The sequence below is a fragment of the Anaplasma phagocytophilum str. Webster genome, assembly GCF_000964685.1.
Taxonomy (GTDB): Bacteria; Pseudomonadota; Alphaproteobacteria; order Rickettsiales; family Anaplasmataceae; genus Anaplasma; species Anaplasma phagocytophilum.
On the sequence record NZ_LANS01000001.1, the window covers coordinates 118,599 to 136,332 of the forward strand.

Sequence of the window (17,734 nt, forward strand, 5' to 3'; positions counted from 1 at the left end):
TCAGATATCACGGCTAGTATGCTACCCATAATCATTATCCCCTATTTCTAACTATCAAGCCCATTTATGTCAGCTTCTATCTCTGCTATCTTATTCTTCAGAACTTGTATCTCATCTTCTGTCAGATTTCCTTGTGCGATACGACTCTTTAATTTACTAATCTTTCTCTGCATCTTTGAGATACTACTCTTTTGTTTTTGTGCTTTCTCCTCTCTTTCTTTCTCTTGAGATTTCTTTTTCTCATCCTGATGCGTCTCCTTAGAAGCATCTTGTTCTTGGTCTTTTTCTGGCAAACTTTTGTCTTGATGAGATATATTCTCACTAGTCATAGTAGATAAAAGACCTTTTAATATTTCATGAGTGCTGACACCTGATGGCTGCCCTTCTTTTCTCTTAGGCTTTCGCTTCTTAGATTTACCAGCATCTCCTTTTTTAGCTTTTTTCTTATCAGAAGAGGTGCCCGAAAACAGCTCTAAAGTATCAGTATCTGATTGTTTCTGCGCTGCGGTAGTAACATCGCTTTCTGTCTTCAGCAAACCTCGGTCTTCTATCGGTGCAGCAACCTTACTACTCGTGTCACGAACAACATCCTCTTCTTTGCCGGATTTAAGAGCTTCTGACGCTATATCCTTTGTAGCGGTTGACACCACTGATACATCTATTTGCCCTCTACGCATCAATAATGTTTTCTTAGAAGATCTAACCTCAACCTCATCTTCTATAGCACTACCATCCCCTATATCAGGATCCAGTCTTTCAGGCCTTAAATCACCCTTATCACCATCCTGATCATCAGGTTTAGTACCATACTCGGTAGCTTCAGGTACTACTTCTCTAGGAAGTTCCGTCGCAGTATTACCATCCTTCTCCTGATCATCACGTTCAGTTACTTCAGATGGCACACTATCAGTTGATTCACTACTCCTAGAAGATCTAACCTCAACCTCATCTTCTATAGCACTACCATCCCCTATATCAGGATCCAGCCTTTCAGGCCTTAAATCACCCTTATCACCATCCTGATCATCAGGTTTAGTACCATACTCGGTAGCTTCAGGTACTACTTCTCTAGGAAGTTCCGTCGCAGTATTACCATCCTTCTCCTGATCATCACGTTGAGCATCACGTTCAGTTACTTCAGATGGCACGCTATCAGTTGATTCACTACTCCTAGAAGATCTAACCTCAACCTCATCTTCTATAGCACTACCATCCCCTATATCAGGATCCAGTCTTTCAGGCCTTAAATCACCCTTATCACCATCCTGATCATCACGTTGAGCATCACGTTCAGTTACTTCAGATGGCACGCTATCAGTTGATTCACTACTCCTAGAAGATCTAACCTCAACCTCATCTTCTATAGCACTACCATCCCCTATATCAGGATCCAGTCTTTCAGGCCTTAAATCACCCTTATCACCATCCTGATCATCAGGTTTAGTACCATACTCGGTAGCTTCAGGTACTACTTCTCTAGGAAGTTCCGTCGCAGTATTACCATCCTTCTCCTGATCATCACGTTGAGCATCACGTTCAGTTACTTCAGATGGCACGCTATCAGTTGATTCACTACTCCTAGAAGATCTAACCTCAACCTCATCTTCTATAGCACTACCATCCCCTATATCAGGATCCAGTCTTTCAGGCCTTAAATCACCCTTATCACCATCCTGATCATCAGGTTTAGTACCATACTCGGTAGCTTCAGGTACTACTTCTCTAGGAAGTTCCGTCGCAGTATTACCATCCTTCTCCTGATCATCACGTTGAGCATCACGTTCAGTTACTTCAGATGGCACGCTATCAGTTGATTCACTACTCCTAGAAGATCTAACCTCAACCTCATCTTCTATAGCACTACCATCCCCTATATCAGGATCCAGTCTTTCAGGCCTTAAATCACCCTTATCACCATCCTGATCATCAGGTTTAGTACCATACTCGGTAGCTTCAGGTACTACTTCTCTAGGAAGTTCCGTCGCAGTATTACCATCCTTCTCCTGATCATCACGTTGAGCATCACGTTCAGTTACTTCAGATGGCACGCTATCAGTTGATTCACTACTCCTAGAAGATCTAACCTCAACCTCATCTTCTATAGCACTACCATCCCCTATATCAGGATCCAGCCTTTCAGGCCTTAAATCACCCTTATCACCATCCTGATCATCAGGTTTAGTACCATACTCGGTAGCTTCAGGTACTACTTCTCTAGGAAGTTCCGTCGCAGTATTACCATCCTTCTCCTGATCATCACGTTGAGCATCACGTTCAGTTACTTCAGATGGCACGCTATCAGTTGATTCACTACTCCTAGAAGATCTAACCTCAACCTCATCTTCTATAGCACTACCATCCCCTATATCAGGATCCAGCCTTTCAGGCCTTAAATCACCCTTATCACCATCCTGATCATCAGGTTTAGTACCATACTCGGTAGCTTCAGGTACTACTTCTCTAGGAAGTTCCGTCGCAGTATTACCATCCTTCTCCTGATCATCACGTTGAGCATCACGTTCAGTTACTTCAGATGGCACGCTATCAGTTGATTCACTACTCCTAGAAGATCTAACCTCAACCTCATCTTCTATAGCACTACCATCCCCTATATCAGGATCCAGCCTTTCAGGCCTTAAATCACCCTTATCACCATCCTGATCATCAGGTTTAGTACCATACTCGGTAGCTTCAGGTACTACTTCTCTAGGAAGTTCCGTCGCAGTATTACCATCCTTCTCCTGATCATCAGGTTTAGTACCATACTCGGTAGCTTCAGGTACTACTTCTCTAGGAAGTTCCGTCGCAGTATTACCATCCTTCTCCTGATCATCACGTTGAGCATCACGTTCAGTTACTTCAGATGGCACGCTATCAGTTGATTCACTACTCCTAGAAGATCTAACCTCAACCTCATCTTCTATAGCACTACCATCCCCTATATCAGGATCCAGCCTTTCAGGCCTTAAATCACCCTTATCACCATCCTGATCATCAGGTTTAGTACCATACTCGGTAGCTTCAGGTACTACTTCTCTAGGAAGTTCCGTCGCAGTATTACCATCCTTCTCCTGATCATCAGGTTTAGTACCATACTCGGTAGCTTCAGGTACTACTTCTCTAGGAAGTTCCGTCGCAGTATTACCATCCTTCTCCTGATCATCAGGTTTAGTACCATACTCGGTAGCTTCAGGTACTACTTCTCTAGGAAGTTCCGTCGCAGTATTACCATCCTTCTCCTGATCATCACGTTGAGCATCACGTTCAGTTACTTCAGATGGCACGCTATCAGTTGATTCACTACTCCTAGAAGATCTAACCTCAACCTCATCTTCTATAGCACTACCATCCCCTATATCAGGATCCAGCCTTTCAGGCCTTAAATCACCCTTATCACCATCCTGATCATCAGGTTTAGTACCATACTCGGTAGCTTCAGGTACTACTTCTCTAGGAAGTTCCGTCGCAGTATTACCATCCTTCTCCTGATCATCAGGTTTAGTACCATACTCGGTAGCTTCAGGTACTACTTCTCTAGGAAGTTCCGTCGCAGTATTACCATCCTTCTCCTGATCATCACGTTGAGCATCACGTTCAGTTACTTCAGATGGCACGCTATCAGTTGATTCACTACTCCTAGAAGATCTAACCTCAACCTCATCTTCTATAGCACTACCATCCCCTATATCAGGATCCAGTCTTTCAGGCCTTAAATCACCCTTATCACCATCCTGATCATCAGGTTTAGTACCATACTCGGTAGCTTCAGGTACTACTTCTCTAGGAAGTTCCGTCGCAGTATTACCATCCTTCTCCTGATCATCACGTTGAGCATCACGTTCAGTTACTTCAGATGGCACGCTATCAGTTGATTCACTACTCCTAGAAGATCTAACCTCAACCTCATCTTCTATAGCACTACCATCCCCTATATCAGGATCCAGCCTTTCAGGCCTTAAATCACCCTTATCACCATCCTGATCATCAGGTTTAGTACCATACTCGGTAGCTTCAGGTACTACTTCTCTAGGAAGTTCCGTCGCAGTATTACCATCCTTCTCCTGATCATCACGTTGAGCATCACGTTCAGTTACTTCAGATGGCACGCTATCAGTTGATTCACTACTCCTAGAAGATCTAACCTCAACCTCATCTTCTATAGCACTACCATCCCCTATATCAGGATCCAGCCTTTCAGGCCTTAAATCACCCTTATCACCATCCTGATCATCAGGTTTAGTACCATACTCGGTAGCTTCAGGTACTACTTCTCTAGGAAGTTCCGTCGCAGTATTACCATCCTTCTCCTGATCATCACGTTGAGCATCACGTTCAGTTACTTCAGATGGCACGCTATCAGTTGATTCACTACTCCTAGAAGATCTAACCTCAACCTCATCTTCTATAGCACTACCATCCCCTATATCAGGATCCAGCCTTTCAGGCCTTAAATCACCCTTATCACCATCCTGATCATCAGGTTTAGTACCATACTCGGTAGCTTCAGGTACTACTTCTCTAGGAAGTTCCGTCGCAGTATTACCATCCTTCTCCTGATCATCACGTTGAGCATCACGTTCAGTTACTTCAGATGGCACGCTATCAGTTGATTCACTACTCCTAGAAGATCTAACCTCAACCTCATCTTCTATAGCACTACCATCCCCTATATCAGGATCCAGTCTTTCAGGCCTTAAATCACCCTTATCACCATCCTGATCATCAGGTTTAGTACCATACTCGGTAGCTTCAGGTACTACTTCTCTAGGAAGTTCCGTCGCAGTATTACCATCCTTCTCCTGATCATCACGTTGAGCATCACGTTCAGTTACTTCAGATGGCACGCTATCAGTTGATTTACTACTCCTAGAAGATCTAACCTCAACCTCATCTTCTATAGCACTACCATCCCCTATATCAGGATCCAGCCTTTCAGGCCTTAAATCACCCTTATCACCATCCTGATCATCAGGTTTAGTACCATACTCGGTAGCTTCAGGTACTACTTCTCTAGGAAGTTCCGTCGCAGTATTACCATCCTTCTCCTGATCATCACGTTGAGCATCACGTTCAGTTACTTCAGATGGCACGCTATCAGTTGATTCACTACTCCTAGAAGATCTAACCTCAACCTCATCTTCTATAGCACTACCATCCCCTATATCAGGATCCAGCCTTTCAGGCCTTAAATCACCCTTATCACCATCCTGATCATCAGGTTTAGTACCATACTCGGTAGCTTCAGGTACTACTTCTCTAGGAAGTTCCGTCGCAGTATTACCATCCTTCTCCTGATCATCACGTTGAGCATCACGTTCAGTTACTTCAGATGGCACGCTATCAGTTGATTCACTACTCCTAGAAGATCTAACCTCAACCTCATCTTCTATAGCACTACCATCCCCTATATCAGGATCCAGCCTTTCAGGCCTTAAATCACCCTTATCACCATCCTGATCATCAGGTTTAGTACCATACTCGGTAGCTTCAGGTACTACTTCTCTAGGAAGTTCCGTCGCAGTATTACCATCCTTCTCCTGATCATCAGGTTTAGTACCATACTCGGTAGCTTCAGGTACTACTTCTCTAGGAAGTTCCGTCGCAGTATTACCATCCTTCTCCTGATCATCACGTTGAGCATCACGTTCAGTTACTTCAGATGGCACGCTATCAGTTGATTCACTACTCCTAGAAGATCTAACCTCAACCTCATCTTCTATAGCACTACCATCCCCTATATCAGGATCCAGTCTTTCAGGCCTTAAATCACCCTTATCACCATCCTGATCATCAGGTTTAGTACCATACTCGGTAGCTTCAGGTACTACTTCTCTAGGAAGTTCCGTCGCAGTATTACCATCCTTCTCCTGATCATCACGTTGAGCATCACGTTCAGTTACTTCAGATGGCACGCTATCAGTTGATTCACTACTCCTAGAAGATCTAACCTCAACCTCATCTTCTATAGCACTACCATCCCCTATATCAGGATCCAGCCTTTCAGGCCTTAAATCACCCTTATCACCATCCTGATCATCAGGTTTAGTACCATACTCGGTAGCTTCAGGTACTACTTCTCTAGGAAGTTCCGTCGCAGTATTACCATCCTTCTCCTGATCATCACGTTGAGCATCACGTTCAGTTACTTCAGATGGCACGCTATCAGTTGATTCACTACTCCTAGAAGATCTAACCTCAACCTCATCTTCTATAGCACTACCATCCCCTATATCAGGATCCAGCCTTTCAGGCCTTAAATCACCCTTATCACCATCCTGATCATCAGGTTTAGTACCATACTCGGTAGCTTCAGGTACTACTTCTCTAGGAAGTTCCGTCGCAGTATTACCATCCTTCTCCTGATCATCAGGTTTAGTACCATACTCGGTAGCTTCAGGTACTACTTCTCTAGGAAGTTCCGTCGCAGTATTACCATCCTTCTCCTGATCATCACGTTGAGCATCACGTTCAGTTACTTCAGATGGCACGCTATCAGTTGATTCACTACTCCTAGAAGATCTAACCTCAACCTCATCTTCTATAGCACTACCATCCCCTATATCAGGATCCAGTCTTTCAGGCCTTAAATCACCCTTATCACCATCCTGATCATCAGGTTTAGTACCATACTCGGTAGCTTCAGGTACTACTTCTCTAGGAAGTTCCGTCGCAGTATTACCATCCTTCTCCTGATCATCACGTTGAGCATCACGTTCAGTTACTTCAGATGGCACGCTATCAGTTGATTCACTACTCCTAGAAGATCTAACCTCAACCTCATCTTCTATAGCACTACCATCCCCTATATCAGGATCCAGTCTTTCAGGCCTTAAATCACCCTTATCACCATCCTGATCATCAGGTTTAGTACCATACTCGGTAGCTTCAGGTACTACTTCTCTAGGAAGTTCCGTCGCAGTATTACCATCCTTCTCCTGATCATCAGGTTTAGTACCATACTCGGTAGCTTCAGGTACTACTTCTCTAGGAAGTTCCGTCGCAGTATTACCATCCTTCTCCTGATATACAGGTACATCCAGAGTTTCTAATGCTGCATCCTCTGGTGCCGATGCTGCAGCTTCTAACGCGTCTCCTCCAGCTGTAACTTCAGCTCCTAATGTACCATCTAATCCCTCATCACCTGCAGATACTACATTCTCTTCAGTCACCACATCAGCTGAAGCCGCTTCTGCTAGAGGTTTACCTTCTACGGTATAGTCTTTACCCTCTACTCTTGATGCTTCTATAATTCTGGAATCTACAACAGCATCCTGCTTTATCCCTGAAATAGCAGGCGCTTCTTCGCTTTTATCCCCTTCTAATTCTGCTTTTTGATCAATGTTAGGAACGATCAGTCCTATTTCTTCTCTTTCTTCTTTTTTTTTACCCGCTTTTACTTCATCAGAATCTCTTTTATCTCCTTCCTTATCTACTGGTATCTCCACAGTTTTTAATGCTTCGGCCTCTGGTGCCGATGCTGCAGCTTCTAACGCGTCTCCTCCAGCTGTAACTTCAGCTCCTAATGTACCATCTAATCCCTCATCACCTGCAGATACTACATTCTCTTCAGTCACCACATCAGCTGAAGCCGCTTCTGCTAGAGGTTTACCTTCTACGGTATAGTCTTTACCCTCTACTCTTGATGCTTCTATAATTCTGGAATCTACAACAGCATCCTGCTTTATCCCTGAAATAGCAGGCGCTTCTTCGCTTTTATCCCCTTCTAATTCTGCTTTTTGATCAATGTTAGGAACGATCAGTCCTATTTCTTCTCTTTCTTCTTTTTTTTTACCCGCTTTTACTTCATCAGGATCTCTTTTATCTCCTTCCTTATCTACTGGTATCTCCACAGTTTTTAATGCTTCGGCCTCTGGTGCCGATGCTGCAGCTTCTAACGCGTCTCCTCCAGCTGTAACTTCAGCTCCTAATGTACCATCTAATCCCTCATCACCTGCAGATACTACATTCTCTTCAGTCACCACATCAGCTGAAGCCGCTTCTGCTAGAGGTTTACCTTCTACGGTATAGTCTTTACCCTCTACTCTTGATGCTTCTATAATTCTGGAATCTACAACAGCATCCTGCTTTATCCCTGAAATAGCAGGCGCTTCTTCGCTTTTATCCCCTTCTAATTCTGCTTTTTGATCAATATTAGGAACGATCAGTCCTATTTCTTCTCTTTCTTCTTTTTTTTTACCCGCTTTTACTTCATCAGGATCTCTTTTATCTCCTTCCTTATCTACTGGTATCTCCACAGTTTTTAATGCTTCGGCCTCTGGTGCCGATGCTGTAGCTTCTAACGCGTCTCCTCCAGCTGTAACTTCAGCTCCTAATGTACCATCTAATCCCTCATCACCTGCAGATACTACATTCTCTTCAGTCACCACATCAGCTGAAGCCGCTTCTGCTAGAGGTTTACCTTCTACGGTATAGTCTTTACCCTCTACTCTTGATGCTTCTATAATTCTGGAATCTACAACAGCATCCTGCTTTATCCCTGAAATAGCAGGCGCTTCTTCGCTTTTATCCCCTTCTAATTCTGCTTTTTGATCAATGTTAGGAACGATCAGTCCTATTTCTTCTCTTTCTTCTTTTTTTTTACCCGCTTTTACTTCATCAGGATCTCTTTTATCTCCTTCCTTATCTACTGGTATCTCCACAGTTTTTAATGCTTCGGCCTCTGGTACTGATGCTATAGCTTCTAATGCATCTTCTCCTACAGATATTGCCTCGCTATCAACACGATCTCCAGAAGGCGGTGCTTTTCCTGACTTATTTCTAAAACGCGCTCCTTCTTTTGAACCTCCCGACGCTTTAAGGCCACTTGAATCATCATCTGTCTTAGATCCCGAATGCGCCCCATCCTTATCATCACGCTTGCTACTAGACGCCTTAGTACCTCTACCTTTGTGTTTCTCTTTCGAAAGCCCCTTTTGAGGATAATTGCTACCTTCTCCTTCATGTACACCAAGCTCTGAAGATTCTTCTCGCACAAAATTTATTTCTAAAGAGCCGTCTGAAACACCTACATCACTCAATAAATCTTCTATGTGATAATGATCCTCTACTCTCACTCCTGCAGCATTAGCAGCATGTGGTACTTCTACAGATCTGTCTCCTCCTTGCCTTACTTCAGGATCAGAAAATGCACTTCCAGACCCCTCTGCAATCTCCATATCTCCGACATTAGTAACACTGCTCTCTTCTTTTAGTGCATGATTTACATCATCACCATTATCCGAACTAGTATCCGAACTTACATCCGAAGAAGAATCGCTAGCACCTGACATCAAATCCGCAACTGAGCTTTCTTCTGCCTGGGACACTACTTCAGCTGTGGAATCTACTCCTCCTTCTTGATTTTCTGGCGATACGCTTGCAGAATCAGCTAATTCATGCCCACCTACTTCTATGCCTTCAGGTAATGCACGATCGCCTGTTCCTTCTCCTCCTTGAATCCTTTCCTCTGTAAGCGCTTGAGACCCTCCCGCACTCGGCTCAGACTCACCAGTACCTGATATCAAATCCGCAACTGAGATTTCTTCTGCCTGGGAAACTACTTCAGCTGTGGAATCTACTCCTCCTTCTTGATTTTCTGGCGATACGCTTGCAGAATCAGCTAATTCATGCCCACCTACTTCTATGCCTTCAGGTAATGCACGATCGCCTGTTCCTTCTCCTCCTTGAATCCTTTCCTCTGTAAGCGCTTGAGACCCTCCCGCACTCGGCTCAGACTCACCAGTACCTGATATCAAATCCGCAACTGATCTCTCTTCTGCCTGGGAAACTACCTCAGCTGTGGAATCTACTCCTCCTTCTTGATTTTCTGGCAACGCACTTGCAGAATCAGCTAATTCATGCCCACCTACTTCTATGCCTTCAGGTAATGCACGATCGCCTGTTCCTTCTCCTCCTTGAATCCTTTCCTCTGTAAGCGCTTGAGACCCTCCCGCACTCGGCTCAGACTCACCAGTACCTGATATCAAATCCGCAACTGATCTCTCTTCTGCCTGGGAAACTACCCCCTGGCGCGCCGCTTCAGCACCACTAATCTCATCTCGCTCATCAACATTTCGCCTCTTTAAAGCAGCGTCTCTTAACCTGTCAAAATCAACCCCTCCTCCAGACATTACAAAGTCTTGCAATTCCGGTATCTCAGAAGAATTCGCGCGGGATAACCGCACGATCTCATCTCTTATTCTGTCAATATCTCTTTGTATACGCTCCCTTGCTGCATCGTCATTAGTTTGCCCACGCATCACCTCAAGCCCGTGCATTGCATCCACGGCATCCCAGAAATTACCACGATGAATATGTAAATTCCCATTATCATCGAAGAGTTTCGCGCGATCTTCCTCATCCTTGCGCTTCTCAGCAGCATCAGGACGCCTGAAAGGATTTTTATCAGCTTCTTCATCCCTCTTGGGAACATATACTCCCGGCTTGTACTTATCCACACCAATAGTAAGCGTGCGTAAGTTCTGCATCACCTTTGCATGGTCTTGCCGAATATTGTCTAGTAATCCTCCGCTGGTGTTACCCATCATCTTTGCAAGAGAAAACTTCCCAACATACTGCAGAGCATCCAATGGCGAATAGCCCAAATGCGCTCCAAGCCATGCCCTAGCATAATCAAATCTAGGAGAAATAGACTTCATGGAATACAAATCTGCCTCTGTGTGTGAGGACATCAGCGCTCCTGAAACATGACGCATTCCCTTCACCATTCCACCAATGGTGCCGCCCACTATAGGCACTCTAGCAATCAACTTTTCAGGAGCCTCAGCTATAGCCGACCCAATACCTGCTATTTTCGCTCTAGCGAACAATCTGGCAACGTCAATGCTCCTATCAACAGTTTCTATAACCCTCCCGAATACAGGTATTCCTGAGAATATCCTAGCAAACCCCTCATTATACATCGATGCGACAGTCCTAGACATCATCCCACCACCAGATAGGGCAACCGCTATACTCTGTACAAAAGCACGCATCTGCCATACCAAAAATGCGATGAGTATCAACCCAAAGACTTCGGACCACATGACAATCCAGCCTTGCTTGATATTCTTGATGATGCTATAGTCGTATTGCTCTTCTAACTCCTTTAAAGGAGTGCCTGCAAACGCATTGTTCGCAATAATTTCACTTATCAATATATCGAGCAGCTGTTTTTTGAAGACTGGGTCACTCCAATTAGCTTGAGGATTTTCTGTTCGCTTCTTTGAAACCAAATCCTCGAATTTACTTAAATGCCCATCAGTAACTGAAGCACTCGACCTTAGCTGCTTCAATTCCTTCTCTATTTTATTAACTATCCGCGCAATTGAGCTGCCCCTCTCTGACGCCACTAACATATTAACAAGGGCAGCCAAATTCTGAAATTTACGCCCCTGAGCGGTATCATCTCGCGGCACTACACCACCAGGAACCGTCTTACTTTTAGTATCTGGATCCAAAAATGGATAGTCTACGTATCGAAAATCTTCATCCTTATAATCTGGCGGTACTCTAATGACTGCACCACCACCGGTAAAAGTATATCTAGCACTTGCGCCAGCCTCTGGATATGCCCGCTTCTCGGTGCCACCCTTTCCAATTGTTATAGTGTCGTATTTCTGTCCCGGAGTCCACTCATAATACCCTCTATTGATGATAAGGGGAATGTTTATGTGTATCCACTCATTATAACACGCTGTAAAACCAAAAATCCTGTAATAATAGTGCATAATAAGCGTGCCAAACATCGCTATCAGCGTAAACATCAGAATGGCCTGCATAGAAAAGCTGATACACTGCGTCAGCCAACCATCAAATAAACTTTTGAACCTAGAAAACAATATCCCCACAAACAAAATAGGCATAAGAGATATGAGGAAGGTAACACCTACAAATGCTGTAAGATAAATAACAAAACCGTATAGACACAAACCTACATAGAAAAGTACCGCTATAATTATAATGAGCAGCGCAAATATAGATGACCAATCTGCCGTAATCAGAGCCCTTGCTTTAGCCTCCCATACAACTGTAGAAAATATCTTATCCCTTATCATTATGTCCATGAATGAAAACGGGTTGTTTTTATTGAACACTTTCTGTCCTAACGCATATTCATTCACTACTGCTATTATCTCATCGACACCTTCAAGGAATAGCCTCAGCAAATGGTTATAGAAAAAGTCCCAACTACCCGGAGAAATTAACAGAAGAACAAGGACTATTTTCAGAAGCTTTGCAATCAAATCCGTAAGTGGCGCGCGTACCATACCAAATATGTATGTTAGGGCAGTCAGCACTATAGACAAGGTAATGAGCGCAAAAACGAAGTTCCTGTATTCTTTATCTTTGGCAATATTTTGAAAGATCTTCTTCCCTGCACTATCTAGCTCATCCCTAACAAGTTTGCGTACAGATTCAAAAATATCAGTGTTTGTGCCTCTCACTACACCCTTAGTAAACTCGAGACTGTAACCACCCGCATTGTCATGATAGTAATTATCTAGAATCTTAACATATACCTTCCAACCTCTTTCGGGATTTACTACCTGACACTTCACGTCATAAATTCGTCCGCTAGAACGATAAATAGCCTCCCCTCCATCATGAGCAGATTCATATGCCAAATGTGTTGTAGGAGATTCGGGAAACTCGATAAGATCCATTGTCGCATTAGGGTCCTGATCATTTGGTCTTTTAAACAACAAATACGCCCCGTACCCTTTTTCTAGCCAACATGGACGACCATATTGTCCAGTGCCATCTTGATCCTGCATAGGAATCGCATGACACTGCATCCTACAGCCCCCAACCTGCTTTTCATATTTCTGATAAGGACCACATATTCTGTCAACATCTACTACGGAATCATAAAATTCATCAGAAAGGTCTGTCGGCCGTGATATACCCGCATTTACAGCCATTGTCGGACTATGCTTTTCACCATTTTTCTCCCAGGGGATCCAAGCACCCTCCACCTTTACTACTATCTCTTCACCATCAGTAACCAACCCCGTGTCCTGCCAACGCACAATCTGCTTCCTAGAGCCCGGAACTGAACCATCACCTAGTTCACCATTTTCAGCTTTAAAAGCATCAACATTACTTGAGCCATAGTAAGCAGAAACCGCAATTGTAGTGCTGCTATTGAAATTATCTGCTGATACGCACCTTGGAAATGGCACCTCATTCCCACACGAAGTCATGAACAAACATGATATGACCAGTAATCTAAGGAAGTTGCTGCGAGTAAATCTAATCACCACCATTACCTCTAACAAGATAGGTCCTATTTATCATCCTTCCCATCTTTCAAATCATCCCTCACGGCACCACGGACCTTATCACCATTAACATCTGCAGAAGCATCAGAATTGTCTACTCCCGCACCGGTATCACCGTCCTCCAGGCGATGTTCTCGGGCATGATCCCCCCTAGCATCCACACCTGCTTCATCACCACTGATACCACTCCCTGCCGTAGCAGAACCAGAAACTCGATCAGCACCTTCGCCGACACCTACATCCGCTGGCTGATGTTCTCGGGCATGATCTCCCCTAGCATCTACACCTACTGCATCACCGCTGATACCACTCCCTGCCGTAGCAGAACCAGAAACTCGATCAGCACCTTCGCCGACACCTACATCCGCTGGCTGATGTTCTCGGGCATGATCTCCCCTAGCATCTATACCTGCTGCATCACCGCTGATACCACTGCCTGCAGTAGTAGAACCATAAACTCGGTCGTCACCTTCGCCAACACCTCCGTCCCCTGGACGATATTCTCGGGAATGACTTACCCTGGCATCCACATCTGCTTCACCACCACTGACACCACTCCCTGCCGTAGTAGAACCAGAAATTCGGTCGTCTTCGCCAACACCTCCATCCCCTGGACGATACTCTCTGAAAGCATTCACTCTATCATTTATGCCAGGATCATCACTCAGTAAATCCTCGAACTGCGGTCTCCCAGCTTGCATACTGCCAGAAGATCCACCCCCAGGCCGCCTAATATCTCCACCACTGTCACCACCAGAAACGTTATCCTCACCACTTCTCCCCACGTTACTGCCGTCATTATCAACAGGAGCACCTGGCCCTTCACCTGCACCAGCTCCTCTCGCATTACTAGCGCCTTGCACACTATCGGACCCCTCTTTACCTGGCGAATCAGCGCCAGAATTATCCTTTACCCCATCATGACGAGGCTGCACAGAATCTTCAGCGTCAAAGCGGACTTTATCCGAAGCTACAGGATCCATGGCAACAGCACTTCTAATGAGATGCTGAGTCGCATCATCAAGACCAACAACACTCAGCATACTTTGTGTAGCCCCCACAGCAGCTGCTGTCATTCCTGACATACTACCTGATATTGAATGAGCCATAACTTCAGCAATATCTCCAAACTCTCTAGTAGCTTTACAAGCTAATATCAAAACCATGAGCATAGCCATACTGAACGGTAAGCCCATAAATCCTATATCACCCCTAGCTAAACCCTCACGTATTCTGTCACTTACAGGTAATTCGAACGCATACCCCATGGGAAGAAGGGCCGGAATAATACATATATCAGATTGACCAGGTGCAGCTTTGGAATCCTTAGATGAAATATTGAACCCCACCGCACATGACTCACATGCAGCAAAATCTGTCACCGCATGTAAACTTGTTATGATAACTTGATTCAGAAATGCCAATGCTGCGAATAGTATAATCGGCTGCAACATAAAATTCACAAGCATCTTTAGCCAGCCGTCGAACAATCCTTTCGTTACTTGGAATAACAAAAATGTGATGAATATAGGAGCTAAAGTTAATAAAAATGCCAGCCCCACCATAATAAAGAGGTACAATATAATTGCTCTCATCATAGCCAGAAAGAAAGAGAACAATGCCCATATAATACCAATAAATGCCAACCATCCCACAGGCCCCGCCATAAACAGCGAAAGCATACGCAACCAAAACTCAGATGTGAGCATAATCCCTAAAGTGGAATCCAGAAACGCAAATGAGGAATCTCCTCCTAGATATCCATTGAACGCAGATATTATGTCCGGAATCCCCAGGATAAATATACTGAAACAGTGTTCAGTAAAAAACTTCCAACTACCCGGCGAAACTAAGGTAATAATAAGCGCTATCTTTGCTATCCTGACGAATATGTCATGCTTCGTTACTTGGATAATACCTATGATATAGCCCAACACCGAAAACATCAGATATAAAACCAGTAATGCGCGCACCGCAAACCAAAATGGCTTGGTTGACACCTGATTATTATATATCTGTTGCACTACCCCTGCTTTTTTCTGCTGCCCACCACCTTGTATTCCAATATACTCGGGGCTCATAGCTCTACCAATGACCTTCGAAGCTTCTACAGCTTTAGTATCCTGCCCCATAGTTGGCAAATCCGTGCCGTATAGCACATGTAGAAGCACTCCTTGAAGAAAATTGAAGAATGAGGAAAAAATAGGCGTCCATTTCGGCACCCATAGATGCACTGCATAGTAATTATCTGAATTATTGGCCTGTTTCAGCTTCGCTTCATACCCAGGATCTACATCTACCCCGAAGTATATATAACCTTGTCGCTTCTCTGCACCAGAGTTTATCTTATAACTCCATTCCTTCTCTTCTTTATCACTCTTTGATGAATTTATCTTCTCAAAATCGAGCGGTATAGCACCTTGTTGCTTCCCAGGTAACGCAGTAGGAGGTGTATCTCCTATATACATGTAAAGCTTTTGACCGCTTGTAGCGTAGCATGTTCTATGAACATTCAGTGAATAAAACCCCTGTACTGCAATATCCTCACCAGTACGTGCTACACTAATTCGACGTTCAGACGCAGGTTTTCCTGCACTAACAGGCGTAGCTGCAGATGCAACGGAATAACTTATAGTAGTAATTCCCTCATCTCGTGACAAAGGAACATATGTATTCCCAGCATCATTAGAAGATAAAAAACCACCACTGCCTGAAGACATGCCCTGCTTCCAGAAAAACCTTCTCTGCGCCAGTGCTGAAAGCAGAGAATTTTCAGAGTAATTCTTAGCACGACTAACAGTCAATCCCCTCTGGGAAGAGCTACCAGAAGCTGCAACCACAGCTGCTTCACTCCCCTTTCTTTCTTTTACCTTTTTACCTAACTCACCAAAATACGGCCAATATGCCAAATATAAGCGCCCAGAACCCGGAGCTATGTAATCACTATCAAGCTTTAGACTCCCTTTTTCAAAAGTCAAACCGCTCTGACTACTTTTTAGAGACTTAATACCCTCCGGTAAATACTTACACTTTCCCTGATGATCATTACAGTACTGCGCAATGTCACTTGGAAGAATCTTCTTCCCATTTTCAATACTAACTATAACAGCAATGACACCTTCTGCCAGTTCATATGCTTTCTCTACGCTAATAACTGAGTCTTTCTGCGCAACATTCTGACCAAAGTGCTGCCCCGTTAAGGATGATACACTTCTTGCAAAAGCTTCTGGCGACAGGTCACCTCTAATGTCTGGAATGTTGTGCTGCTGATTGCCAGCATCTTCCTCATGATCCTTACCATTAAATTTCGTCTGCGTAGGACACACTACGTTCCCATCCATAACAGTCACTATGCTTCTAATACAGTCGTCATCAACCTGGTTACTCGGCTTGCATACGTACCCACAATGACAATTTAAGTCGTACTCTGTATACTCAGACAATAATGCAGCGATTTTCTCCTCTTTTTCCCTCTGCTTTTTTTCCTCCTCTGTTTCTGATGGCTTACCGAATCTCTTTCCTGTGGTAAATGCCTTATTACTTCCATAAGTGTAAGAACGCTCATGTTTATTATGAGCATCCCGATCCTTTAACTGATCTATTGAGTCAATATTTGATAGCCGCAGAGTAATATTACTCCCCTTCAACAGTTCACAACTCTCCTGATCAAGCTTTGGAGACATGTTTATCTTTGGAACACGTGCATCATGAATACGGCCATTAGTGATCACATTATTGTAAGAAAAAGATAGTTCACCAGATACACTGCTATCCACAACCCCAATGTAACCAAGCGGGAATTGCATTCTGGGCGTCTGAATAATACTACCCCCTACCCTTGGAATCTGCACACCAGCTGGAACCTCTTTACACTCTCCCTTTGCATCCTTTACGTGTAGCAAACCCTTTTTACTGCCATCTCCCAACACTTCTGATGTCGCACCAGAAAGACACAGCTCCTCTATTGCTACAGTTTTCTTGCAAGCTTCATCTCGAAAGATAACCTCGTTGTTGTGAAAAATCACCGGGCTGTGCTCACGAGAAATTTCCTTGCAATCCGGAAAACTCAGATCATAAAGCACCGAACTAAATCTAAGCTGATCCCCTTCTTGTACATCAATGTAAGTGTCATAAAACTCAGTACTAGGAGTGCTAAAATGCTCCGGATACATCTTTATAGCTACAGGCTTCGCCTTTGTATCTAGGGGACATAAATCTATCGTACGATCAACAGTAATTTTTAGCTCATCTTTTTCCCCAACACGATATCCAGAATGCACCCAATACGTAACAGGGCGCTTGTGATCAGCTCCATCAGGATAAACAGGAACCTGAACCTCTTGACTAGAGCTACTCACCCCTGCTCCAGGCTCAATACATGTCCCCCCACAACTTGAGAGCACTACTATCGCTATAAAGAGCAATGACCTTGACAGCATATGATGCACTCC

The 17,734-nt window shown here is 44.1% G+C and carries 2 protein-coding genes; both read right to left on the reverse strand.

Annotation, left to right across the window (positions count from 1 at the left end; genetic code table 11):
• Window positions 1-47: 47 nt before the first annotated feature.
• A complete protein-coding gene (locus tag APHWEB_RS00445) occupies window positions 48-13,265 on the reverse strand; it encodes a type IV secretion system protein (protein ID WP_245265805.1) in 13,218 nt (4,405 codons plus the stop codon).
• A gap of 23 nt (window positions 13,266-13,288) precedes the next feature.
• Window positions 13,289-17,722, reverse strand: a complete 4,434-nt coding sequence (locus tag APHWEB_RS05740; protein WP_011450505.1) for a TrbL/VirB6 family protein — start codon at window positions 17,720-17,722, stop codon at window positions 13,289-13,291.
• Window positions 17,723-17,734 lie beyond the last annotated feature (12 nt).